This is a genomic window from Sphingopyxis sp. 113P3 (assembly GCF_001278035.1).
Classification (GTDB): Bacteria; Pseudomonadota; Alphaproteobacteria; order Sphingomonadales; family Sphingomonadaceae; genus Sphingopyxis.
The window spans coordinates 3,333,320-3,357,297 of record NZ_CP009452.1 but is presented as its reverse complement, the minus strand read 5'-3'; the positions used below and the strand labels follow the sequence as shown (position 1 = coordinate 3,357,297).

20 protein-coding genes are annotated in these 23,978 nt (G+C 64.3%); 10 read left to right on the top strand and 10 right to left on the bottom strand.

All coding sequences use genetic code 11. The annotated features are described in order from the left end of the window. Positions 1-26 precede the first annotated feature (26 nt). Positions 27-353 (bottom strand): ArsR/SmtB family transcription factor, encoded by a 327-nt coding sequence (locus LH20_RS16200; RefSeq protein WP_053556331.1) that lies wholly within the window; start codon positions 351-353, stop codon positions 27-29. Between the two features lie 48 nt (positions 354-401). Here LH20_RS16200 and LH20_RS16195 point away from each other — a divergent pair, with 48 nt between their 5' ends. Further along, the gene (locus tag LH20_RS16195) at positions 402-884 is read left to right on the top strand and encodes an SRPBCC family protein (protein WP_053555122.1); all 483 of its coding nucleotides are present in this window, start codon (positions 402-404) and stop codon (positions 882-884) included. A gap of 66 nt (positions 885-950) precedes the next feature. On the opposite strand, the gene LH20_RS16190 is transcribed toward LH20_RS16195, so the two are convergent. From LH20_RS16190 to LH20_RS16170, 5 genes are all read right to left on the bottom strand, one after another. Beyond that, positions 951-1,826, bottom strand: coding sequence for an OmpA family protein (locus tag LH20_RS16190; RefSeq protein WP_053555121.1), 876 nt, complete (start codon positions 1,824-1,826; stop codon positions 951-953). Between the two features lie 186 nt (positions 1,827-2,012). Next, the gene (locus LH20_RS16185; protein WP_053555120.1) at positions 2,013-2,786 is read right to left on the bottom strand and encodes an SDR family NAD(P)-dependent oxidoreductase; all 774 of its coding nucleotides are present in this window, start codon (positions 2,784-2,786) and stop codon (positions 2,013-2,015) included. Next, the gene (locus LH20_RS16180) at positions 2,783-4,267 is read right to left on the bottom strand and encodes an AMP nucleosidase (protein WP_053556330.1); all 1,485 of its coding nucleotides are present in this window, start codon (positions 4,265-4,267) and stop codon (positions 2,783-2,785) included. Before LH20_RS16180 ends, LH20_RS16185 begins: the two co-directional genes overlap by 4 nt. 186 nt (positions 4,268-4,453) lie before the next feature. Continuing rightward, positions 4,454-4,933 (bottom strand): peroxiredoxin, encoded by a 480-nt coding sequence (locus LH20_RS16175; RefSeq protein ID WP_053555119.1) that lies wholly within the window; start codon positions 4,931-4,933, stop codon positions 4,454-4,456. 80 nt (positions 4,934-5,013) lie between these two features. Then, complete coding sequence (locus tag LH20_RS16170; RefSeq protein WP_053555118.1) at positions 5,014-5,937, bottom strand: crotonase/enoyl-CoA hydratase family protein; 924 nt, start codon at positions 5,935-5,937, stop codon at positions 5,014-5,016. A 231-nt stretch (positions 5,938-6,168) separates the two neighbouring features. Between LH20_RS16170 and purC the strand changes: the two genes are divergently transcribed. The 5 genes from purC (at position 6,169) to ahcY (ending at position 13,366) form a co-directional block, all read left to right on the top strand. Then, positions 6,169-6,948, top strand: coding sequence for a phosphoribosylaminoimidazolesuccinocarboxamide synthase (gene purC / locus LH20_RS16165; protein WP_053555117.1), 780 nt, complete (start codon positions 6,169-6,171; stop codon positions 6,946-6,948). Between the two features lie 114 nt (positions 6,949-7,062). Continuing rightward, positions 7,063-9,954 carry a M16 family metallopeptidase gene (locus LH20_RS16160; RefSeq protein WP_053555116.1) on the top strand — a complete coding sequence of 964 codons (2,892 nt, stop codon included), beginning with the start codon at positions 7,063-7,065 and terminating at the stop codon, positions 9,952-9,954. 69 nt (positions 9,955-10,023) lie between these two features. Continuing rightward, positions 10,024-10,587 (top strand): YqgE/AlgH family protein, encoded by a 564-nt coding sequence (locus LH20_RS16155; protein WP_053555115.1) that lies wholly within the window; start codon positions 10,024-10,026, stop codon positions 10,585-10,587. A 107-nt stretch (positions 10,588-10,694) separates the two neighbouring features. After that, complete coding sequence (locus LH20_RS16150) at positions 10,695-11,822, top strand: ISAs1 family transposase (RefSeq protein WP_053555114.1); 1,128 nt, start codon at positions 10,695-10,697, stop codon at positions 11,820-11,822. 137 nt (positions 11,823-11,959) lie between these two features. After that, positions 11,960-13,366: an adenosylhomocysteinase gene (ahcY, locus tag LH20_RS16145; protein WP_053555113.1), complete on the top strand. Its 1,407-nt coding sequence runs from the start codon at positions 11,960-11,962 to the stop codon at positions 13,364-13,366. Between the two features lie 27 nt (positions 13,367-13,393). On the opposite strand, the gene LH20_RS16140 is transcribed toward ahcY, so the two are convergent. The 4 genes from LH20_RS16140 to LH20_RS16125 all read right to left on the bottom strand — a co-directional run bounded on the left by LH20_RS16140 (position 13,394) and on the right by LH20_RS16125 (position 19,054). Further along, a complete protein-coding gene (locus LH20_RS16140) occupies positions 13,394-15,019 on the bottom strand; it encodes a tetratricopeptide repeat-containing sulfotransferase family protein (protein WP_053555112.1) in 1,626 nt (541 codons plus the stop codon). 15 nt (positions 15,020-15,034) lie between these two features. Then, positions 15,035-15,820, bottom strand: coding sequence for a hypothetical protein (locus LH20_RS16135; protein ID WP_053555111.1), 786 nt, complete (start codon positions 15,818-15,820; stop codon positions 15,035-15,037). A gap of 73 nt (positions 15,821-15,893) precedes the next feature. Next, entirely contained in the window at positions 15,894-17,192 is a 1,299-nt protein-coding gene (locus LH20_RS16130; RefSeq protein ID WP_083455459.1) for a TonB-dependent receptor domain-containing protein, read from the bottom strand. Then, entirely contained in the window at positions 17,084-19,054 is a 1,971-nt protein-coding gene (locus LH20_RS16125; RefSeq protein ID WP_053555109.1) for a TonB-dependent receptor plug domain-containing protein, read from the bottom strand. The genes LH20_RS16130 and LH20_RS16125 overlap by 109 nt, the downstream gene beginning before the upstream one ends. A 337-nt stretch (positions 19,055-19,391) precedes the next feature. Between LH20_RS16125 and LH20_RS16120 the strand changes: the two genes are divergently transcribed. The 4 genes from LH20_RS16120 to LH20_RS16105 are packed head-to-tail and all read left to right on the top strand — an operon-like array spanning position 19,392 to position 23,900. Beyond that, a complete protein-coding gene (locus tag LH20_RS16120) occupies positions 19,392-21,749 on the top strand; it encodes a PAS domain-containing sensor histidine kinase (protein WP_053555108.1) in 2,358 nt (785 codons plus the stop codon). Further along, the gene (gene tsaE, locus LH20_RS16115; protein ID WP_053555107.1) at positions 21,746-22,195 is read left to right on the top strand and encodes a tRNA (adenosine(37)-N6)-threonylcarbamoyltransferase complex ATPase subunit type 1 TsaE; all 450 of its coding nucleotides are present in this window, start codon (positions 21,746-21,748) and stop codon (positions 22,193-22,195) included. Before LH20_RS16120 ends, tsaE begins: the two co-directional genes overlap by 4 nt. Further along, entirely contained in the window at positions 22,195-23,184 is a 990-nt protein-coding gene (locus LH20_RS16110) for an aminoglycoside phosphotransferase family protein (RefSeq protein WP_053556329.1), read from the top strand. The genes tsaE and LH20_RS16110 overlap by 1 nt, the downstream gene beginning before the upstream one ends. Then, positions 23,181-23,900, top strand: a complete 720-nt coding sequence (locus LH20_RS16105; RefSeq protein WP_235527003.1) for a nucleotidyltransferase family protein — start codon at positions 23,181-23,183, stop codon at positions 23,898-23,900. The genes LH20_RS16110 and LH20_RS16105 overlap by 4 nt, the downstream gene beginning before the upstream one ends. Positions 23,901-23,978: the final 78 nt, after the last annotated feature.

Sequence of the window (23,978 nt, the reverse complement as noted above, 5' to 3'; positions counted from 1 at the left end):
GCAATGGCGAGGGGCCATCTTCCGCGTTACCTGGCTTCCACTGCCCGCTTGAACCGCGCCAGGCGCGATGCAGCCGCGGCGGCGTGGGGGCCGATCCAGCGATCGTGGATGTCGTGGATCGGCATCGCGTTGAGGTGGTTCCAGCGCTCGCGGCCGCGGCGCTCGGCGATCACGAGTCCTGCCTCTTCGAGCACCTTGACATGCTGCATGACGGTGCAGCGGTCGATGTCCGGAAAATGCGCGCACAAGGTGCCGGTGGTGAGCGGCTGATCCTTGAGGTCGTCGAGAATCTGGCGCCGCACCGCGTGGGCGAGCGCCTTGAAGACGCGGTCATAGTCATCATGGATTGACATGTTATAAATATATAACATAATCGAAGCCGACTCAAGTGGAGAGTGATGATGGAGCTGAAATTCCGAGTTGCGGCCCGGATCGCGAAGCCGGTGCACGAGGTGTTCGAGGCGGTGGCCGATCCCGGCCAGCTTTCGCACTATTTCACGACCGGCGGCGCAAAAGGGCGGCTGGAGACCGGCGCCACGGTCGAGTGGGACTTTCATGACTACCCCGGTGCCTTCCCCGTCCATGTGATCGAGGTCGTTCCCGACGAGAAAATCATTCTCGAATGGCAGGCGAACGAAGGCGAAGCGCCCAATGTCGAAGGCGGCGAGCTTGTCGAGGCCAATTACCGCACGCGCGTCACGATGCGCTTCAAGGGGCTCGACGATGGCCGTACCCTCGTCGAGATCACGGAGGAAGGCTGGCGCGAGAACCAAGGGGCGCTCAGCGCCTCATACGGCAATTGCCAAGGCTGGTCGCAAATGCTCTGTGCGCTCAAGGTGTGGATTGAGCATGGCATCAATTTGCGCGAGGGCATGTACATATAAATGGCCCTCCCCGCGATGGGCGGGAAGGGCCAAGGTTAACTGGGGAATATTTGGATATTGGCGGCTTTAAATGCCGTCCACAGCCTTGCTGACGAGAATATTTACCGCGACGCGGCGGTTCTGCGCCTTTCCTTCAGGCGTGCTGTTATCCGCCGCCGGATCGGCCTCGGCCATGCCGGTCGGGGTCAGCATCCGGTAGGGTTTCCAGCCGCAGGCCTGCTGGAGGTGATTGACGACGCGCGCCGCCCGCTTTTCGCTGAGCACCTGGTTGAATTCCTGGCTCCCTGTCGAGTCGGTGTAGCCGACAACGAGCAGCAGCGCATTGTCCATCGCCTCGGCCTGGCTCGCGGCAGCGCAAAGGTCGGCCTTGGCCTGTTCCGAGAGGAGAGCCTTCCCGGTGTCGAAGTTCACATTTGTCGTGCCCTTCACATTATACTGGTCAATGTCGCCCACCCGGCCGCGCAGCGCCTCGGTCGCGGCCTCCTGGGCGGTGAAACGCTGATTGGTCCCAGTGTGGATCATTGACGCGGTGCGAAGATCCTTGCTCTTAAGAGCGATCTTGCTCGCCACGAGCCCACCTTCCCACTGGAGCGTTTCGACGCTTACCGGCAAACCGTTGAGCAGCGCATCGGCGGCAAGCTTGTCGCTGTCGAGGCCAAGGAAACCGCCGCTACTCTTGATTTTCGTGCCCTCGGCAAGCGCGATTGTCGTATTTGTCCCATCAGCGCCCGTAACCTGCATCGCGCCGTCGCTGCGCGCCGAGATGATCCCTTCGATCTCGGGGCCTTTGGCCATTTGTGACAGATCGGGCATGAGCTGTCCGTTGACGATCACATTGTCGCTGGCGGGCGCATCCTGCTCCTGCGCCGCGAGGCTCATCGAGGCCGTCCCTGCCAGCATCGCCAGCAGCATCAGCCTTGAACTCTTGGAAACCGCTCCCATACACTACTCCTTCAAATGCGTTAGGCAGGGTCCCGCAGTCGACATGGCCCCTTCCGGCACAGAATTACGCGCAGAAGGGGTGGAGGTTGCGCAGATCGTCGACCGCCTTGCACGGCTTGGCTAATCGACGCCAATGGCAGAAAATCGCGCGAATCCGGGGGATTCAGCAGATTAATCGGGCAATATTCAGGCGTTACGCGCCGTCAGTCCACCGTCGACCGGTATGATTGCACCTGTGATGTAACTGGAGGCGGGAAGCACAAGGCTGAGCGTCACATGGGCCACTTCTTCGGGCTCGCCATAGCGGCGAAGCGCCGTGCGGCGCCTCGCGAAGACCGCCTTGTCTGCCTCTGGAACGGCGTCGGTCATGCCGGTGCGGATCGGACCGGGGCAGATGCAGTTGACCGTGATCCCCTCCCTGCCGAGGTCGACCGCGAGCCCGCGGGTCAGCCCCGTGACGCCGGTTTTCGCGGCAACATAAGGCGTGTCTCCGGGCGTTGCACCGAGCCCCTCGGTCGAGGCGATATTGACGATGCGCGCGGCGTCGCTTTGCCGCAGGAACGGCAGCGCGGCCCGAACCATGCGCTGATGCGCGGTGAGCATCACCGCGATCGCGCGGTGCCAGACCGCCTCATATTCCTCGCCAGCCTCGAGCGAGGCAAAGCTCGAGACCCCGGCATTGTTGATCAAGATGTCAATGCGGCCGAAATGCGCCGCCACCTCGCCGACGACGCGCTGGATCGCAGCGCCGTCCGCGACGTCAAGTGCGAAGGCGCGCGCATCGGGTCCGGCCTCGGCTGCGACGGCTTCGCACGCGGCGAGATCGAGGTCTGTGACCGCGACCATTGCGCCCTCGCTCGCGAGCAGCAGCGCGGTCGCGCGGCCCATCCCGCCCGCAGCGCCCGTGACGATCGCGACACGCCCTGCGACCGAGCGCGAAAGGGCGGGCGCGTTCGTCACCGGAACGGCGGCTCGTTGAAGGCACGCAGTTTGCGGCTGTGGAGCTTCGCGCCTTCGTCGCGCATCATTTCGCATGCGCGGATGCCGATCTGCAAATGCGCTGCGATCGCTTCCTCGTAGAAGCGGTTAGCCTGACCGGGGAGTTTGAGTTCGCCGTGAAGCGGCTTGTCGCTGACGCACAGCAAGGTGCCGTAAGGGACGCGGAAGCGGTAGCCCTGCGCGGCGATCGTCGCCGATTCCATGTCGATGCCGATCGCGCGCGATTGCGAGAAGCGCAATGCGCTGTCGGTGTAGCGCAGTTCCCAATTGCGGTCGTCGGTCGTGACAACGGTCCCGGTGCGCATGCGCTTCTTGAGGTCGGCGCCGCTCGCGCCCGACACCACGCCTGCCGCGCTTGCAAGCGCTTGCTGCACCTCGGCGATCGGGGGGATGGGGATTTCAGGGGGAAGAACGCTGTCGAGGATATGGTCGTCGCGCAGATAGGCGTGGGCGAGAACATAGTCGCCAATGCGCTGGCTGGGGCGCAGTCCGCCGCAGTGGCCGATCATCAGCCATGCTTCGGGCCGAAGGACAGCGAGATGGTCGCAGATTGTCTTGGCGTTCGACGGGCCGACGCCGATGTTGACGAGCGTGATGCCGCCGCCGTCCGGCGCGATGAGGTGATAGGCCGGCATCTGGTGCCGCCGCCATGCACTGTCGGCGACGAGCGCGCTCGCGTTGACGCCCGGCTGGTCGACATAGAGCCCCGCCGCTCCCGCGAGCGCGGTGTAGCGCCCCTGTCCGACCTGCGCTCCGGCCCATGCGACGAACTCGTCGACATAGCGGTGATAGTTGGTGAAGAGGATATAGCGCTGGAAATGCTCGGGCGCGGTACCGGTATAGTGGCGGAGGCGCGCGAGGCTGAAGTCGGTGCGCAGCGCATCGAAGAGTGCAAGCGGCTGGTCCGCAGCGGGGTCCTGGCCAAACAGGCCGTCAGCGAGTTCGTCGCCGATGTCGGCAAGTTCGGTCGTCGGGAAGTGGCGCGCGAGCTCAAGCGGCGTGACGCTCCCCATGTCCGACCCGTCGCTCGCATCGAGCACGTAGGGAAAGGGGATCTGCTGGCCGGTGCGCGTGACTTCAAGGGTGAGGTCGTAGTGGCGCGCGAGCAGGGTGAGCTGGTCGCGCAGATAGTCGGCAAAGAGGTCGGGCCGCGTCACCGTGGTGACATAGGTGCCGGCACGCTCGAACTGACCGAAGGCAAGGTTATGGGCCTTTTGTCCGGCACGCTGCTCTCCCGTCGTGGTCAGGCGCAGCGCCGGATAGTCGAACAGGCCCGTCGAGGCAGCGTCGGCTGGGGGGAGCGTCCCATCGCGAACATAGGCAGCGATCGCCGATTTGAGTGCGGAGACCGACGCCTTGAAGCGGCTCTCGAGCTCGTTGAGAATTTCCTCGACACGGGCGGTGGGATCGGCGGTTTCAGGGGTTTGCGATGAGGATGTCATCGCGACGCTGTTGCACGAAATTGTGACAAAAGGGAAGGGGCGGGGAAAGGATCCTCCCGGCATCGCAAAGACCGGGGGAAAGGGACGCAGGGGGCCCGGCGGAAAGGGGCTTGCGGCGCTGCGCCGCAAGCCCCGTCCCAAAACTTGAGGCTAATCCCCCGTGCCCTGCGCACAGGAGATCAGGCCTTAGAGCTGCTCGAGCATGTGGTCCGCGCTCGACACCTTGAATTCGCCCGGCGCTTCGACATTGAGCTGCTCGACCACACCGTCGTTGACGACCATCGAATAGCGCTGGCCGCGGGTCCCCATGCCGAACGCCTTGCCGTCCATCGTGAGGCCTACTGCCTTGGCGAAATCGCCGTTGCCGTCGGCGAGCATGGTGATCTGGTCGGCTCCGCCGGCCTTGCCCCATGCGCCAAGGACGAAGGCGTCGTTGACCGCGGTGCAGGCGATTTCGTCGATGCCCTTTGCCTTCAATTCCTCGGCCTTCTCGACAAAGCCCGGCAGATGTTTGGCCGAACAGGTGGGCGTAAAGGCACCCGGTACCGAAAAGAGCGCGACCTTGCGGCCCTTGAAATACTCCGCAGCGTTCACCTGCTCGGGACCATTTTCGGTCACCTTCACCAGCGTGGCTTCGGGGAGCTTGTCTCCGGTCGCGATCGTCATCTCGGCATCCTTTCATCGAGGGAATATGGGAGGCCGAGAGATTGGGGCGCGGCGGTGCGGAGTCAAGCGGGCCGGGTTAATTAGCGATAGGGCGGTGCCTCCTCGAACTCTTCGAACCAGGGGTAATCCTTGGCGACGCTCGCGGTGAAGCGGGGCGCGCGCTTTTCAAGAAAGCTGGTAACGCCTTCCGCGGCATCCGGGCTGCGACCACGGGCGAAGATGGCGCGGCTGTCCCAGCGGTGAGCGCTCATCGGGTGTGGGGCACCAAGCATGCGCCACAACATGTGGCGGGTGAGCGCGACCGAGACGGGGGCGCTGTCTGCGGTCATTTCATGGGCTTTTGCGATCGCAGCGTCGATGAGTTCGCCGGGCGCGTGGACTGACTGGACAAGGCCTTTCTCATGCGCCTCTGCAGCCGGGATCAGGCGGCCCGAGAAGCACCAGTCAACCGCGGTCTGGATGCCGACGAGGCGCGGCAGGAACCAGCTCGAGGCGGCTTCAGGGACGATGCCGCGGCGCGCGAAAACAAAGCCGTAGCGCGCGGTATCGCTGGCGAGCCGCGCGTCCATCGACAGGGTCATCGTTGCACCGATGCCGACCGCTGCCCCGTTGATCGCGCCGAGCACCGGCTTTTTCGCATCGAAGATCCGCATCGATACGCGCCCGCCCGAATCGCGGATCAGCGGATGCGACCAGTCGATCGTGCCATCCTCGGCAACGGGGCTCGCCGGTATGCCGTCGGGCAGGGTTGCCGCCTTGTCGGTGCGCTTGTCGTAATCGAAGGTGGCGGCGCCTTCGCCGAGGTCAGCGCCCGCGCAATAGGCCTTTTCGCCCGAACCGGTGAAAATCACCGCGCGCACCGCGTCGTCGGCGTCGCACTCGTCGAGCGCGGCGACGATTTCCTGCATCATCTGGGTGGTAAAGGCGTTCATCCGGTCCGGCCGGTGCAGCGTCAGCACTGCGATGCCCTCGTGGCGATCGAGGCGAATCTGGTCGTAGCTCATTCTTCTCTCCTTGACTGCGCACAAGGTTGCAAGCGGCGAAAGACGAAGGCAAGCTCTAGTTGACGTAAACGTAAGGGCACGCCGCCGCGATGGTTCGGATCGTTGACGACGCCGGGGATGACGTGCCGTGACTTTGCCGCTATAGCGCCCCGCATCGCCCCGGCGCCGCGGTTCATCCTGAGTCGCTTCCGCCGGGGTCATTCATTTGGTTCCGACAGAAAGTTCCAAGCCATGGCCCGTCGCCGCCAGATCTACGAAGGCAAAGCCAAGATCCTCTACGAAGGTCCTGAACCGGGCACGCTGATCCAGTATTTCAAGGATGATGCGACCGCGTTCAACGCGCAGAAGCGCGGGACAATCAATGGCAAGGGCGTGCTCAACAACCGGATTTCGGAGCATGTCTTCACGCTTCTCGGCAACATCGGCGTGCCGACGCACTTCATCCGCCGCCTCAACATGCGCGAACAATTGATCCGCCAGGTCGAAATCGTGCCGATCGAGGTGATCGTGCGCAATGTTGCCGCTGGCACATTGTCGAAACGGCTCGGGATCGAAGAGGGGACCCAGCTTCCCCGCACGCTGATCGAATATTGTTACAAGGACGACGCGCTCGGCGATCCGCTGGTCGCCGAGGAGCATATCGCCTGCTTCAACTGGTGCAGCCAGGACGAGCTTCACGACATTCAGGACATGGCGATCCGCATCAATGACTTCATGAGCGGCATGTTCGCCGCGGTCGGCATTCGCCTCATCGACTTCAAGCTCGAATTCGGGCGCCTGTGGGATGGGGATTATAGCCGCATTATCCTCGCCGACGAAATCAGCCCCGACGGCTGCCGCCTGTGGGACATGACCACGAACGAAAAGCTCGACAAGGATCGCTTCCGCCGTGACCTTGGCGGCGAAGTCGAAGCCTATCAGGAGGTTGCGCGCCGGCTCGGCCTGCTGCCCGAGGGCGGCGACAATGCCGTGCTCGACCTCGAGACGCACCGCAAGAAAAAGGGAAGCTGACGCCGCGGGTGGGCGGGCCTCAAGCGTCGGCACCGATCGATCGGGTAAGTCGTCCGTCGAAAGTGGCAGCCGACCGGCTTGACCCCAAGTGCTGACGTCGCCAGATCCTTCCGCATGACGTCTTTTTTCCTGCGCCGCACTGCGGCCGCGCTGCTCCCGATCCTTCTGATCGCGGCCGCGGGCGACTCGGCAACTGTCCTCGCCCGCGATTCCGCTGCTGCCACGGCTCCAGTCAATCCCCAGACCGATGCCGCTCGGGCCTGGAACTTTGCCGCAAGCGACTTGGCGGTTGACCCCAACATCATCTTCGGCGTTCTGCCCAACGGAATGAAATATGCGCTGCTCAAGAATGGCACGCCCAAGAACAGCGTTATCATTCGGATGCGTTTCAACGTTGGCAGTTTTGCGGAAGCCGACGACCAGCGCGGACTCGCCCATTTCATCGAGCATATGGCCTTCAATGGCTCGACCCATGTGCCCGAAGGCGAGATGATCAAGCTGCTCGAGCGCAAGGGACTAGCGTTCGGCGCCGACACCAATGCTTCCACCGGCTTTGACCAGACGATCTACAAGCTCGACCTGCCGGGCGCCTCGGATGATCTCATCGACACCGGGCTGATGCTCATGCGCGAGACCGCGAGTGAGCTGACGATTGATCCCGAGGCGGTCAACCGCGAACGCGGCGTCATCCTGTCTGAACGCCGCGCGCGCGACACCTATCAGCTAAGAAGCCTGGTCGACCAGTTCGCTTTCGCCATGCCAGCAATGACAGTTGCGCAGCGCATTCCGATTGGCACCGAAGACGTGATCCGGACGGCGCCCGCCGAGCGCCTTCGCGATCTTTACGATCGCTATTATCGGCCCGAGCGCGCAACGCTCGTCATGGTCGGCGATTTCGACCCCGCCGCGGTGGAGGCGAAGATCAAGGCGCGCTTTGCTGACTGGCAGGGGCGCGGCCCCGCCGGCCCGGATCCCGATATCGGGACCATCGATTTTGCGCGTCCCTCGGCCGCCGACGATTTCGTCGACCCGGCGATTGCGGATGCGGTGACGATCGGGGCGTTCAAGCCCTGGGTCGACGAACCTGACAGCAAGGCGAAGCGTACGCGCAAATTTGCCGAGGATATCGGCGAGGCGATTGTCAGCCGTCGTCTCGCCAAGATTGCGCTGCGCGAGGATTCGCCGATTCTCAGCGGCTATTTCAGCGATACTGAGGGATGGAAACGCTTCGACCTCGTGACCGTTGGTGCGGTTGCCAAGCAAGGCGCGTGGAAGGAAGCTCTCGCGCTCATCGAGCAGGAATATCGCCGCGCCGTCGAACATGGTTTTTCCCAGGCCGAGGTCGACGAACAGATTGCGATCCGGCGCACTTCGCTGCGCAACGCTGTCGCGGGGGTAGATACCCGGCGCAGCGAGAGTTTGGCGGACCTTCTTGTCGCCGCGGCGGACGGGGATTTCGTCGTCGTGCGCCCCGAAGCCACGCAGGCATTGTTCGAGGCAGCCGTGCCCTCACTCGACGCCGCTGCAGTCACCGCCGCATTCCGCAAGCGCGTCGAGGGGCTCAGCGCTCCGCTCGTGCGTGTGACGAGCAAAGCGCCGATCGAGGGCGGGCCGGATGCGATCCTTGCCGAACTCAAGGCTTCCCAAGATGTCGCTGTTTCTGCGCCGGCGGCCGCCGAGAGCCTTGTCTTCGCCTATACCGATTTCGGAACACCGGGCCGGATCGTGTCGGATGAGCGGATCGATGATCTCGGCATCCGCCGGATTCGCTTCGCCAATAATGTGATGCTGAACATCAAGACGACCGACTTCCAGAAGGACAAGGTGTGGATGTCACTACGCGTCGACGGCGGGACACTGCTCGCGACGCGGGACGACCCGACGAAAGTGGCGCTCGCGGGATCGCTCAGCATCGGCGGGCTCGAAGCGCACAGTTTTGATGAGCTGCGCAAGATCTTTGCGGGAAAGACCGTCGCGCCGAGTTTCGGGGCGGACATCGACGCGTTCGGCGGCAAGGCGCTGACCTCGCCCACCGATTTTCGCGCGCAGGCACAGTTGATGGCGGCTTATGTCACCCACCCTGGCTACCGGGCCGACGGCCTCGCGCTGATCCGCCGGGTACTGCCGCAGCAATATGCCGCGAACGATGCGACGCCTGCCGCGGTGATGGGACGCGATGTCGGGGGGATTCTGGCAGACGGCGATCCGCGCGCCCAAACACCGCCACTCGATGTGCTGATGGCGCGGGACTGGGCGCAGCTGAAGCCCGTCATTGCCGATAGCCTGGCGCACGGCGCGGTCGAGATCGGCGTCGTCGGCGACATCGAGGAGGAGGCGGCAATCGAAGCAATTGCGGCGACCTTCGGTGCGCTTCCCGAACGCCGCGCGGCGTTCGATCCGCGCGAGAGCGCGCGCGAGCGGCACTTCGCGGCCGATCGCAGCGAGCGCACGCTGATTCACAAGGGACCCGCCGACCAGGCTGAGCTGCGTGTCTATTGGACTGCACGCGACGACAGCGACCTTGCCGAGGCGATGCGGCTCAACCTGCTCGCGCGGGTGATGCAGCTCAAGCTTACCGAAGAGCTTCGCGAACGGCTCGGCGAGACCTACAGCCCCGGCGCGGGTGCTTCGCTGTCCGATGAATTTCCCGGCTACGGCCATCTCTTCGCGTCGAGCAATGTCGATTATAAGGATCTCGCGACGACCCGCGCTGCGATCTTTGCGATCGCCAGGGAACTGCGCGAATCGCCCGTCGATGCCGACCTTCTCGACCGCGCGCGGCGGCCGCTCGTCGAGGCGATGACCAAGGCACGGCGCGAGAACAGCTACTGGCTGAATTATGTCGCCGAAGCGACGAGCCAGCCCGAACGGCTCGAGCGCAGCCGCCAGGCGATCGCCGAGATCGAGGCTGCGAGCGCCGCGGAGCTTCAGGCGCTCGCCCGGCGCTATCTGGTCGACGAGACGGCGCTGGTGATCAAGGCGGTGAGCGACAAGGCGGGGACCTGACGGCCCGGGCCGCTTCAATCGGTCTCAAAGACGCTGGACCCGGTCCCTGCGCACGTTCATGATGGGCGAATGGATACTGCCCCGACCTGGTTCACCGGCCAGCTGCTCCTCGCGCTGCCGGGCATCGGCGATCCCCGCTTCGAGCATTCGGTGATTGCTATGATCAGTCATGACGAAGAAGGAGCAATGGGCATCGGCGTCGCCGACCCGATCGGCGGAATGACGGTCGGTGCGGTGCTCGACCAGCTCGAGATCGCGCATGAGGATCCGCTCGACGCGCCGGTGTTTCTGGGCGGGCCGGTCGAGCCGTCGCGCGGCTTTGTGCTGCACAGCCGCGACTGGGGCGGCGAAGGCGCGGTGCAGGTCTCGGACCGCTGGATGATTTCAAGCTCGCACGACATCTTGCGCGCGATTGGCGACGGGCGCGGACCCGCGCGCTGGCTCGTCGCGCTGGGTTATGCGGGATGGTCGCCCGGCCAGCTCGAGGAGGAACTGGTACGTCACGGCTGGCACGTCACGCCGGGGAGCGATGCACTCCTCTTTGACACGCCGCCTGACCGGCGTTGGCAGGAAGCTTTTGCAGAGGCGGGGGTCGATGCCCGCCTGCTGACCACGGAAGGCGGGGAGGCGTAACGCCGCGTCGGGGCCGGCAAGGCCAGGGGAATCGCATTTGAAAAATATAGTAGCGCGATGAGTTGATATGGCCTCTTTGGGTGTCCTTCATAGTAAGGAGGATATCCATGTCCTGGTTTGCCGCGGCGTTTGATGATCTTCGCGATCCGCGAACGGGCAACGCGCGCCGTCACGATCTGCTGGAAGTGCTGACGATGGCGCTGACGGCGTCGATCTGCGGGGCGGAGAGTTGTTCGGATTTTGCGGATTTCGCGGTGGATCGCGAGGATCTGTTCCGGGAGTTTCTGCGCCTTGAGAATGGGGTTCCCAGCCATGACACCTTCTCCCGGATTTTCCGGCTGCTGGATCCGGCAGCCTTTGCACGCTGCTTCGAGCAATTTCTGACCGCTCTTGGCGAAGCGGGTGCCGGTGTTGTCGCCATCGACGGCAAGACATTGCGGCGCTCGTTCGACACGGCAGCCGGCCGATCGCCGCTGGCGGTGGTGACGGCCTTTGCCTCGTCGACACGCACCGTCATCGGCCAGGAAAGCTTCCGTCCGGGGGAAGGCGACAGCGAAATCCTTGCCGCAAGAGCGCTCCTCGAATGCCTGGACCTCACGGGCCAGCTTGTCACCGCCGATGCCCTGCACTGCCAGACCGAGACTGCGCAGCTGGTCCTCGATCGTGGCGGCGATTATCTCTTACGTCTCAAGGCGAACAGACCGGCCCTGCATGAGGCGGTGGCCAGCTACTTCGCTGCACCGGATATCCTTGCCGGTCTCGCCACGACTGAGACAAGCGATGCCGATCATGGACGTCTCGAAGAGCGGCGGGCTTTTGTCAGCCATGACCTTGGCTGGCTGCACGGTCCCAAGCGCGCCTGCACCGAACCGGTGGACATGCCCGCTCTTGCCTGTCTCGGCATGATCGAGGCCACGGTCACCCGCAATGGAAAGACCACAACGACCCGCCATTATCATCTCTCATCCCGGACGCTGAGCCCGGAAGAATATCTTGCCGCCGCCAGATCCCACTGGTCGATCGAAAATGGTCTCCACTGGGTGCTCGACATGACATTCGATGAAGATCGCGCCCGCAGCCGAAAGGACCATGCCCCCGAAAATCTCGCAACCTTGCGCAAGCTCGCCCTCAATGTCCTGCGAACCGCCAGACCCGATATCTCCATCAGGAGAAAACGCAAACGCTCCGGATGGTCCAACGCCTTCGCCAAAACCATCCTCGGTCAAATGCGATAGCCCTGCGGCAAGGCGCGCGGCTCTTGCGATATAAAGAAAAGTTTATATTTGATCGCAGGAGCGCTTTGGGTTAGGGCGCGCAACATAATTGCGCCGCCGCGTCCGCGCGTCCGCGCCCGCCTGACAGGAGAAACGACGTGGCTACTCTCGCCGCCGACACCCGTGACTATGTGATTGCCGACATCGGCCTTGCCGACTTTGGACGCAAGGAAATCGCGATCGCCGAAACCGAAATGCCCGGCCTGATGGCGCTGCGCGCCGAATATGGCGCGGCGCAGCCGCTGAAGGGCGCGCGGATTACCGGGTCGCTTCATATGACGATCCAGACAGCGGTGCTCATCGAGACGCTGAAGGCGCTCGGCGCCGAGGTACGCTGGGCCACGTGCAATATCTTTTCGACGCAGGACCATGCCGCCGCTGCGATCGCTGCGGGCGGAACGCCGGTGTTCGCGGTAAAGGGCGAAAGCCTCGCCGACTATTGGGATTATGTCGGCCGCATCTTCGACTGGGGCGACGAAACCGCGAACATCATCCTCGACGATGGCGGCGACGCCACCATGTTCGCGCTTTGGGGCGCGAAGATCGAGGCGGGCGCGACGCTCCCCGCGCCGGAGAATGAGGAAGAGGTCGAGTTCCAGCGTGCGCTCAAGGCATTTGTCGCGGCGAACCCCGGCTATCTGACCAGGACCGTGAAGGCGCTGAAGGGTGTTTCGGAAGAGACCACGACTGGCGTTCACCGTCTCTACGAGATTGCGAAGAAGGGCGAGCTGCCCTTCCCGGCGATCAACGTCAACGACAGCGTCACCAAGTCCAAGTTCGACAATCTTTACGGCTGCAAGGAATCGCTGGTCGACGCGATCCGCCGTGCCACCGACGTGATGCTGGCGGGCAAGGTCGCCGCGGTCGCGGGATTTGGCGATGTGGGCAAGGGTTCGGCCGCCTCGCTGCGCAACGGCGGCGCGCGCGTGCTCGTCACCGAAATCGACCCGATCTGCGCCCTGCAGGCGGCGATGGAGGGTTATGAGGTGGTGACGATGGACGAAGCCGTCGAGCGCGCCGACATATTCGTCACAGCGACCGGCAATGCCGACGTCATCACCGCCGAGCATATGGCGGCGATGAAACCGATGAGCATCGTGTGCAACATCGGCCATTTCGACAGCGAGATCCAGATTGCAGCGCTCGCCAACTACAAGTGGACTGAGGTCAAGCCGGGCACCGACCTCGTCGAATTCCCCGACGGCAAGCAGATCATCGTGCTTGCCAAGGGGCGCCTCGTGAATCTCGGATGCGCCACCGGCCACCCGTCGTTCGTCATGTCGTCGAGCTTCACCAATCAGGTGCTCGCGCAGATCGAGCTGTTCACCAAGGGCGACCAGTACAAGAACGAAGTCTATGTCCTGCCCAAGCATCTCGATGAAAAGGTCGCGGCGCTCCACCTTGAAAAGCTCGGGGTGAAGCTGAGCAAGCTCACACAAAAGCAGGCCGACTATATTGGCGTGCCGGTCGAGGGGCCCTTCAAGCCCGATCATTACCGCTATTGATAGAGCGCTTCGCGCGAAACCGACGGGTTAAGAGGGCGCCGGGGTTTTCCGGCGCCCTTCCTGTTCGGCCAGATCTCCCAGCGCATCGCGGAGCGGTCCCAGCCATTCGGCATAAGGACGCCAGACCTCCATCCCGTCGCGGTTGAGCGGGCGGCGTACCTGCTCGCTCGATGGCGTGCGCACGACGCGGTCGAGCTTGTGGAACTCGAGGATCGCGGGATCCCATTCAAGCCCCAGATGCGCGAGCGCTGGCCGCAGCTGCGCTTCGGGATCTGCGACGAGCGCGGCGTAATCGATATGGTGGACGAGCCCCGGCGCAACGCGGCCGAGGTGCGTCATCAGCCGCACATAATCGACATAGCATTGGCCGATGTCGCCGAGCGCGAAGGAGGAGGCGTGCGCGCGCGAGAAGCTCTGGGTGAAGTTGGAAAAGCAGCAGTCCATCGCCGGGCGGCGGATGTCGAGGAATTTTGCCTGCGGCAATATCTTGCGCAGGAACATGATGTTGCTCCAGTTGTGCGGGAGCTTGTCGATGAAATAGCGTTTGCCGGTCTTGCGATGAAACGCGGCGCGGTGGAGATAATCCTCCCCCATCGCTGCCGCCCGACTGGGGTCCAGCGCCGCGATCAGCTGCGGTACGGTGACGGGACCGCGCCGCGTCGCCATTTCCATGACGCTGCGCAGGATTGCAGGCGCATAGGGAAGTTCGCCCACGGGTTCGATGTCGGCGTGACTGCCAAGCATCTGTTCGAGCAAGGTCGAGCCTGATCGCGGAAGGCTGACGATGAAAACCGGCACGCTGTCGCCCGCCGGCACGTCGGGCAGCGCGGCGATGAAATCGCGCGTCACAACGCGTTCGAGCTCGGCGATTTCTTCGGTCAGCTCCTTTGCATCATAGCCGATGCTTTCGGCGCGCTGGCGGTTGGCCTCGCGATAATGTTCGAACGCTTCGGCGTGGCGCTTCCGGTCGTGAAAGGCGCGGGCAAGCGCAAAATGGAGGGGCGAGCTGTTGCGTTCGTCGATCGCGACCTTCAGGCCCTTTTGCATCATCTCGATGTCGGCCTCAGTGAAGACGCGGCTCTTGATGCTCGCAAGCCCCCACCAGGCTTCGCCGCATTCATAATCGATCTCGGTGGCCTTGCGATAAGCTGCGATCGCATCGTCGACGCGTCCTGCGGCGCGCAGATTGTGCCCGTAGGAAATCCAGAAATGGGGGCGGTCAGGATAGAGGGTGACCAGGTTTTCAAGGATTTCGCGTGCCTCGTCGTTGCGGCCGAGCTTGTCGAGGGTCAGTCCATGCAAGGCGGAGATCGTTGGATCGTCGCCTTCGCTGGCCAGCGCCTCGAACATCGCGCGCGCTTCGTCGAGCCGCTCCTGCTGGTTGAGGACCGAGGCGAGGTTGCGGCGCACCTCGAACTGGTTGGCTCCGCGCAGGATCGCGCGGCGAAGAAATTGCTCCGCTTGAACGAGCCCGCCGAGGAGCATCGCGAACTCGCCCAGCTTGGCAAGGCCCTGGGGCTCGTCCGGATGCCGGCGCAGATGTTCGATGATACGCTGCGCGGCCGCATCCAGCTTTCCGGCCGCAGCGAGCTCGTCGGCTTGGGTTAGCGCCGGGTAGGTGGTCACCGTTCCGCGCCCGTTGGTCGCACTCACTGCATCGCTCCCGATCTACGCATAGCCCAGCAGGGCGCGAAGCCCTGGGACGTGATAGTCGACCAGCGCCCGATGGCGCGGGCCAAGCGCGTCAGGGAATTCGAACGTCACGCCGGTCAGATTTTCCCGCGCCGTGCCGCTTTGCTTGCGGTCGGCGCCGAGGCGCACGCGCTCCTTCCAGTCGCTCGGCCGCTCGATACCGCACGCATCGAACAAGGAGGCAAAGAATTGATCGGCTTCGGGCGAATCGAGCGCGGCGATATGCCGCACCATATCTTCGAATTTCACCGCGTGGACCCGGGCGCCAAGCCATGCAGCGGCGTTCATCTCGTAAATGTCGCGCAGCGAGGGCGCCTTCCCGGGCAGACCGAAGATCATCATCGTCAGCAATTCATCGGCGGTCAGCGCCCCCGATTTCAGATGATCCATATTGCTCGCAAATTGTTCGGAGACGAAGAAGCGCGCTCGCGCGATCACCCAGTCATATGGGTCGCGATAAAGAAGGATCCGCCGGGCGCTTGCCGTCTCGATCGCCGACGCGTCGGCGAGAAAGAGGTGGCCCCAGCTCAGCATGGGACGCGCGGGGTCGAACGCGCTGCGGTGCTGCTGCAGATTGGCCCATTGGATGAAGTCGCGCCCATATTGCTGCTCGACGGGAACGAACATGCGCATGATGTTGCGCAGCAGGTGGCTGCCGCTCTTGGGAACGCTGTTGAGGAATATGGGCTGACGTAGCGGCGCTTGCGCGAAGCGGCGATTGGCTTCGTCGAGCGTGTCAGCCTTCACGAGGACGGTCGGCATGACCGCGATGCTCCTTAAATGAAACGGGGCGGCATGTTGCCATGCCGCCCCGCCGCCTCATCTGTCAAATCGATCAGAATTTGCTCTTGATGTTCAGGAAGGCGCGGCGCCCCGTGAACGGATATTGCGACGCGACGATCACGGGACCGAGCGTTGCAATCTGTCCGCCGTTCAGCACCGACACGCGCGGCGGGCGGGTGTCGAACAGATTGGCGATACCGAAGGTGACCTCGAACCGCTCGGCGATCTCCTGCGAGACCGAGACGTTGTGGTAGAAGGTCGCCGGCGCCGTGAGCTTCGGACAATAGCGGCCGCGCAGTGCCGAATTGATGCACAGGTCGCCGTTGCGGTCCAAAAAGTCCGCGACATCCGACGTGCCGCCAATGACGTTCATGCCATAGAAGAGCGTGAAGCCGCCGTTGGTCTCCCACGAAGCGCGGAAATCGCCGACCCACTGCGGGGAACCCGCTTCGCCATTATCCGAGGTTGCGGGCGAGTTCGGCAGCAGACGGAACGAATCCTTGGTCTGCCAGGTCATCCCCGCCGTGAAAGAGAGCCGACCAAGCTTGCCAAGATCGTGACGCAGATTGAGTTCGACATCGACGCCGCTGTTACGCTGGCTCGCGATGTTGACGAACTGGTCATAGACTTCGGCAATCGCCAGCGGATCGGCCGCCTGGCCGCGCGTGAACAGGTCGCACAAGGGCTCGTTCGGGAAATTGTCCGAATCATAGCAGCCAAAGACGATGTTGGACGCTCCAAGCTGCGTGATCTCGCCCTTCACCCTGATATCGAAATAATCGACCGCAAGGTTGATGGTCGTGTCGGGCAGGAAGTCGAACTTGGGCGTGAGGATGCCGCCCACGACCCATGCGCGCGAGGTTTCCGAGCGCAGCTGGCCGAGACCACCCTGCGCATAGGAGGTCGCCGTGATCGCGCCGCCGGCATAGTTGCCGGGGATTCCCTGCGAGGCGCAGTTGTCCGCCACGCGCTGCGTGGTCGTGCCCCGGTCGAGCCCGAGCTGCCAGTTGACGCACGGGTCGATGTTCCGCGCGTTCGGGAAGCTGGTTTCATTGGCGAGGAACTGCTCGAACAGGGCCGGAGCACGGAACGAGGTGCCGTAGCTGCCGCGGAAGCGCAGCCAGTCGTTGAGCGCCCAGTTGGCACCCAGCTTGTAGGTCCAGTTGCCATTGTCGCTCGCCGACACGCCGTCCGATGCGCGCGTCGATTTGACGCTGGTGACGCGGGCTGCGGCCGACAGCGTCAGCTCTTCAAAGAAGGGCTTGTTCGCAGAAGCGGGACGTTGATTTCGCCGAAGGCTTCGGTGGTCACGCTCTTGCCGGCGGTGATGCCCGATGCCGAGGAACCCCACGCGTTGCCGGCGCGGGTTATCTCACCCGGCACGTCGTTGATCTTGTCCTGCCGTGCCGTGATACCGAGCGCGACCGAGACGGGACCGGCAGGCAATTCGAAGAGCTTGCCCGAGACCGTCGCTTCACCCGTGAGCTGGGTGTAGACGGTCTTGCCCTCTTCCCAGTCGAAAATATAGGCGACCTGTTCGGGCGTCAGTTCCCCGCGCAGGAAGTAAGGGTCCATCCACGGCAGGTCCATGCACTGCTTGCCCGAGACGGGCAGGACCTGTCCGACGCATGAGCTCGACTGGAAATAGCCGGCGTCGTAGACGTCCTGCAGAATCTGTTCGCTGCGGTAGCGGCCGATGCTCTTGCTGTACTGGCCGTAGATTTCCCAGCGCCAGCCTCCGAAGAAGCCTTCGCCCTCGGGTGCCTGGCCGCGCAGGCCGAAGACACCGCGATAATAATCGACCTTCTGGCTGCTGTCGGCATGGTTGGTGATGGCGGTCGGGCTGACATAGTTCACGCCTTGCCAGCCCGGGGCCCAGATTGTGCCCGTGCCATAGAGGTTGCCCGTGCCATAAGGGTCACCGGTAAAACCGAAGTTCCAGAACTGGCGCCAGCCGTTCTGATAGGTCTTGCGGCGATTGAACAGGAATTCGCCGAATGCCTCGACCTCGTCGCTCAGCTCATAGGAGCCTTCAAGGTAGCCCGTGATCAGCGATGTCTTCGGGATGATCGTCTGCTCTTCGACGAACGGGTGATAGGCATTGAGCACCGACTGTGTGGCAGTGTTATATCCTACAGGGAACCAGCCTGCAGGCGCGCCAAAGTCAGACATGCCCGGAATGAAGTTGCCATCCTCATCGAGGTAGCCGGCATATCCATATGATGGCGCGCCAAAGGCGGGAATGCCGAGTCTTTCGCCTGGATACTGATATTGCATCAGGACGGTCTGCCCGTTGGGCGAGACGTTGAGCCCGGTATTGGGGCCGCCGGGGCCATCGAGCTGCATGTTGTCGATCAGATTATAGGTCCAGACATGCCCCCACGGCAGGTCCTCGCACTTATACTTGCCGGTGCGCGGATCGATCAGATCGGCGCGGCTCCCGTCTTCGCGGAAGGTATAGGCTTCGGGGCAGGCAAGATAGCTGCGGTCGCCCCGGCTGAGTTCCTTGACATGGGTATAGTCGACCGCCGCCAGGATGTGGCCGCGGCTGAACTTTTTGCCCCATACGGCATTGAGGCGATATTCTTCGCCGCCGCCGTCAAACGGAACCGAGGTGTTGAGGTTGAGCTCCAGCCCGTCGACGTCGGTCTTGGTCTTGATGTTGACCACGCCCGCAACAGCATCCGAGCCATAAACCGACGAAGCGCCAGTCTTCAGGATTTCGACGCTACCCGCGATCGAGGCGGGAAGGACGTTGAGGTCGAACGACGACACGCCGCCGCGGGTGCCCGCGGGGCCGGCGCGGCGGCCGTTGAGGAGTACGAGGGTGCGGTTGGCACCGAGACCGCGAAGGTCGATCGTCTGCGCGCCGGGGCCGCCATTGGTGACGAAGTTCGAGGAGATCGCAGCGGTGATCTGCGTGGACCCAGCGGCGACCGGCGAGCTTTGCAGCGTCGAGGCAAGGTCGAACTTGCCTTCCTTCTGCGCGAGGCCCGGATCGATGACGGTGATCGGGTCGGGGCTGTTGAACGGCGTCACGGTGGAGATGCGCGAGCCCGTTACGACGATCGAATCCTCGGGACTGGCCGGAGCAGGCGCGGCGTCCTCGGACTGTGCAAAGGCCGGCGTCGCGAGCATCACGGCCATCGCCGACACGCTTGCCAAACCCAGATTCCGCCGCAAACGCGGCGCGGCGCTCTTCACGTTATTCATATTGATGTTTCCCCGGTTTTTTCTTCAAGGCCGCATTCTTGCCAATTCGGCCTTACCAAATCGTCAAATCCGCCGGGCGTCTTTTGCGCCCTGGAATTTGCCATAAGCGCGAGCGTTCCAAAGCTTTTGCGGCAAGTCAAGCGCGATAAGGCTGCGGTTCGCCCTTTCCCCGGCGCCTGTGGCAGAACTGCCGCAGTCGGCCAAGCGGCGCCCGGTTGCGACCGGTCGCTTCTGGCTCGCTGCGGCGAATGATTGAATCGCCCTCAGACAGTCGATAGGGCGAGCACATGTCCATTGCACGACAGCCTGTCTTCCCCCCGGCCCGGGCGCGGCGCCGATGACGCAGACCCCGGGGGCGGTGTTCGCGCTGGGCCTGTTCGCGGCATTGTGGTTGCTCGCGGGGCTGTGGGCCGTCGGCCGCGGTATTGCGATGCAGCGCCGCTCGGCCTTCGTCGCCGCGCAGACCGAGCGGCTGGCGAGCCTCGTCGAAGCCTCGCCCTATCTGCCCGTCGTCGTGCGCGCCGACTGGCGGGTCGAGGCGAGCGAGCGGCTCGGGCGCTGGCTGGGTCTCGACCGCGACCCGCGCAACTTCGACGAGCTTTCGGGAATCGAGCAGGGCCTTGATCGAGACGGACTCGAGGCGCTGCGCCAGGCAATTCTCGGCGCGCAGCGCGGCGCGCGCGTCTTCACGCTGAGCCTCCGGCCGCAGGGCGGCAGCCGCACGCTCGTCATCCAGGGCTCGGCAGCCCCTGTCGCGATCGGCGGGCCGGGCTGCGTTCTCCTGTGGCTGAGCGATGCGACCGAGGGGGAGCAGGCGCTCGCCGACATGCGCCGCGAGAGAAACGAAGCGATGGCGGCTTTCGAAGCGCTGTCGGGGCTGATCGAGGCAGCGCCCTTTCCGATGTGGTTCCGCGATACCGATTTGCGCCTCGCGCTGGTCAACCGCGCCTATGTGCGCGCGGTCGAGGCGGGGAGCGCGGCCGCCGTGATCGAGGGCGGCGTCGAGCTATGCGAGCCCGTCGCCGGGGTCTCCGCGGCCGATGCCGCGGACCAGGCGCGGGCCGCCGGCACGGCGCAGACGCGCACGGTGCCGGTTACGATCGAGGGCGAGCGGCGGATCATGCGTGTCGTCGACGTACCTCTCGCGCCCGAGGGCGGTCCTCCGATCGGAGTGGCGGGCTATGCGATCGACGTGCAGGAGCTTGAAAGCGAGCGCGGCGCGCACCGCCGCTTTGCAGACGCGCAGCGCGAGCTGCTCGACCGTTTGTCCGCAGCGGTCGCGCAGTTCGGTCCCGATCAGGGGCTCGTCTTTGCCAATCAGCCCTTCCGCAGGCTGTTCGACGTCGATGCCGATGCGGTCGCCGAGGCGACGCCCTTTGCGCGGCTGCTCGATGCCTGGCGCGACAAGGGGCGCGTCCCCGAAGTGCGTGACTATCCCGAATGGCGCGAAGGCCATGTCGGCTGGTTTGCGCGCGCCGAGGCGAGCGAGGAAGAGTGGTTGCTGCGCGACGGGACACATTTGCGTGTGGTCGCGCAGCCGACCCCCGACGGCGGGCTTCTGCTCATTGCCGAGGATCGCACCGAACAGGTGCAGCTTGCCGGTGCGCGCGATACGCTGCTTCGCGTCCGCACCGCGACCTTCGACAATCTTTTCGAGGCAATCGCCGTCTTTGCCCCCGATGGCCGCCTCCACCTTTGGAACCAGCGCTTCCGCCGGCTGTGGGGCGTCGACGAGGCGACGCTCGCGGCGCATCCGCGCGTCGATGTGCTGATGAGCGGGCTTGCCGACCGGCTGGCGAAACCCAACCAGATCAGCATCGTCCAGGAAGTGATCCGCGCCGCAACGCTCGAACGCACGCAGCGCGCTGGGCAAATCCGCTTCGGCGACGGACGTCATTTCGACTTTGCCTCGATCCCGCTGCCCGACGGCAATGCGCTTCTCATCATGCTCGATGTCACGGACAGCCGGCGGATCGAAAGCGCGCTGCGCGAACGCAACGAGGCACTGGAAGCTGCCGACAAGGTCAAGACCGCCTTTTTGTCGCGCATGAGCTATGAACTGCGCACGCCGCTGACCTCGATCGGCGGTTATGGCGAGATGTTGCAGGCAGGCTATGCCGGCAAGCTTGACCCACAGCAACAAAGCTATGTCGACGCGATCATGGATTCGGTTGCCGTGCTCGGGCGCCAGATCGATAATGTGCTCGACCTCGCGCAGGGCGAGGCAGGAACCCTCGCGATCGAGCGCGCGCCGGTCGACGTGCGGGGGCTCCTCATTCAGGCACTCGCCGACGTGAAGCCGTTCGCCGACGCCGAGGGCATCGAGCTGGTCGAAAATATCTCCGCAGAACTCGGTACGATCGAGGGTGATGCCCCGCGCCTCTCGCGGCTTGTCGCCGGACTGCTCGACAATGCCGTGCGCTTCACCGCGCCCACGCGCCGGACGGGCGGGCGCGTGCTGCTCCATGCCGAGGGGGATCCACGCGGGGTCGACATCGTTGTGTCCGACAATGGCCCGGGCCTGCCCGAGGCGGTCGCGGCGGTGACGCGCGGCGAGCGGGCGGGAACACCGAGCGGCGGCATCGGCCTTGCGCTCGCGCGCCAGCTCGTCGCCGCGCACGGCGGCACCATGGAAGTTCTGAGCGAAAAGGGCCAGGGGACGCTTGTGCGCGTCAGCCTGCCGCGCGGGGCATGAGCGATTTTTCGTGCCGCTATGATCTGTCCGACGCCGAGCGCCTTGGCGAGGCGATCGGCGCGGCGCTGATTCCTGGCGATGTCGTGCTGCTGTCGGGCGATCTCGGCGCGGGCAAGACGACGCTCGCGCGCGCGATGCTGAAGGCGCGAGGGTTGGCGGGTGAGGCGCCGAGCCCCACCTTCGCCATCGTTCAGCCCTATGCCCCGCCCGAGGTCGACCTCGCGATCGCGCACGTCGACCTCTACCGGATCGAGGAAGCGAGCGAGCTCATCGAGCTCGGGCTCGACGAATATCTCTACGACGGTGCGCTTCTGATCGAATGGCCCGAACGACTGGGAGCGGCGGGGTGGCCGGGCGCGCTCGTGCTGACGATTTCAGGCAGCGGCGACGCGCGCGTCTTGACAGCCGATGTACCGCCCGCTTGGGAGGCGCGATGGCCGCTTTGATGATTCCGCCCGCCCATGCGCCCGCCTTTCTGGCCGCGCATGGCTGGGGCGATGCCCGGATTCTGCCGCTCGCCGGCGATGCCTCTTTCCGCCGTTATTTCAGGGTCGTCGACAAGGACCGGCAGGCGGTGCTGATGGACGCGCCGCCGCCGCACGAGGACCCCCGGCCATTCATCGCGGTCGCCGAATATCTGTGCGGTCTTGGTCTGAGCGCGCCGACGATCCTCGCGCGCGATCTCGACAAGGGCTTGTTGTTGATCGAGGATTTCGGCGACGTGCGTCTGCGCGAAACCGTCGATCACGAGATCGGCGGGGAAGCGGAATATTACGCCGGAGTGACCGATCTGCTCGTCCACCTCCACGCGTGCCCGCCGATGGACGGATTGCCGGTGCACGGGCTTGAGCAGTGGCTCGACGAGGTCATGCTGTTCACCGACTGGTACTGCCCTGCGCTCGATCTCGAGGTGGATCGTGACGGTTTTCGCGCCGCGTGGAAGGCCGTGCTGGCGCCGCTCGAAAGGGATGGCCTTCCCCGCGTTACGGTCCTGCGCGATTTTCACGCCGAGAATATCATGCTGATCGAGGGCCGCGACGGGATCGCGCATTTTGGACTGCTCGATTTTCAGGACGCGCTGCTTGGCCACCCCGCTTACGATCTCGCCTCGGTGCTCGAGGATGCGCGGCGCGATGTGTCGCCGGCCGTCGAGGCGGCCATGCTCGATCGCTATGTCGCGGCAGCGGGAGGGGGCGAGGCTTATCGGCGCGCATATTGGGCGCTTGCCGCGCAGCGCAACACGCGCATCCTTGGCGTTTTTGTCCGCCTGTGGAAGCGTGACGGCAAAGCTGGCTACCGCCAGTTTCAGCCGCGCATGTGGGCGTTGCTCGAGCGCGACCTCGCGGCCCCGGCCCTTGCTCCCGTGCGGCAATGGTTCGACGCCAATATACCGCTTGAAAAGCGGGCAAGTGCGTGGCTGGAGCCCCAAGCGTGAGCGTGAAGATCGAAAGCGCGATGGTGATGGCGGCGGGGCTCGGCAAGCGGATGCGGCCGCTGACGGCGACGCGGCCAAAACCCCTGGTACGCGTCGCGGGCAAAGCGTTGATCGACCACAGCCTCGACCGGATCGAGGCCGCGGGAATTCCTCACGTCGTCGTCAATGTCCACTATCTCGCCGACGCACTCGAGGCGCATCTGGCCGCCCAAAAGCGGCCGTTCACCATCGCCATCTCTGACGAGCGCAGTCAGCTCCTCGAGACGGGCGGCGGACTGGTGAAGGCACGGCCATTGCTCAGCGGGGATCCCATCCTGATCGTCAACAGCGACAATATCTGGACCGACGGGCCGGTGGATAGCATCCGCCACCTTGCGCATCATTGGGATGGCGCGAGGATGGACGCGCTGTTGCTGCTGATCCGCCAGGCGAGCGCGAGCGGGCACAGCGGCAAGGGCGATTTTCACATGGACGGTGCCGGACGGCTGACGCGCCGGAAGGCCGGACGCGTCGCGCCCTTCGTCTATACCGGCATCCAGCTGATTTCGCCCCGGCTGCTGGACGGCGCGCCCGAGGGTCCCTTTTCGACCAATATTCTGTGGGACCGCGCGATTGCGGCGGGGCGCCTTTTCGGCGTTTCGCACATGGGGCAATGGTTCGACGTTGGCACGCCTGCGAGCATCGGGCCGACCGAAGCGGCGCTGAGCGAGGTGTGATATCCCGTCTTCGCCATTGTGCGCGGCGCGGCTCGGCTGCAAAGCAACGCTTGCGTAAACCGCTGCGGATTGCTTCGC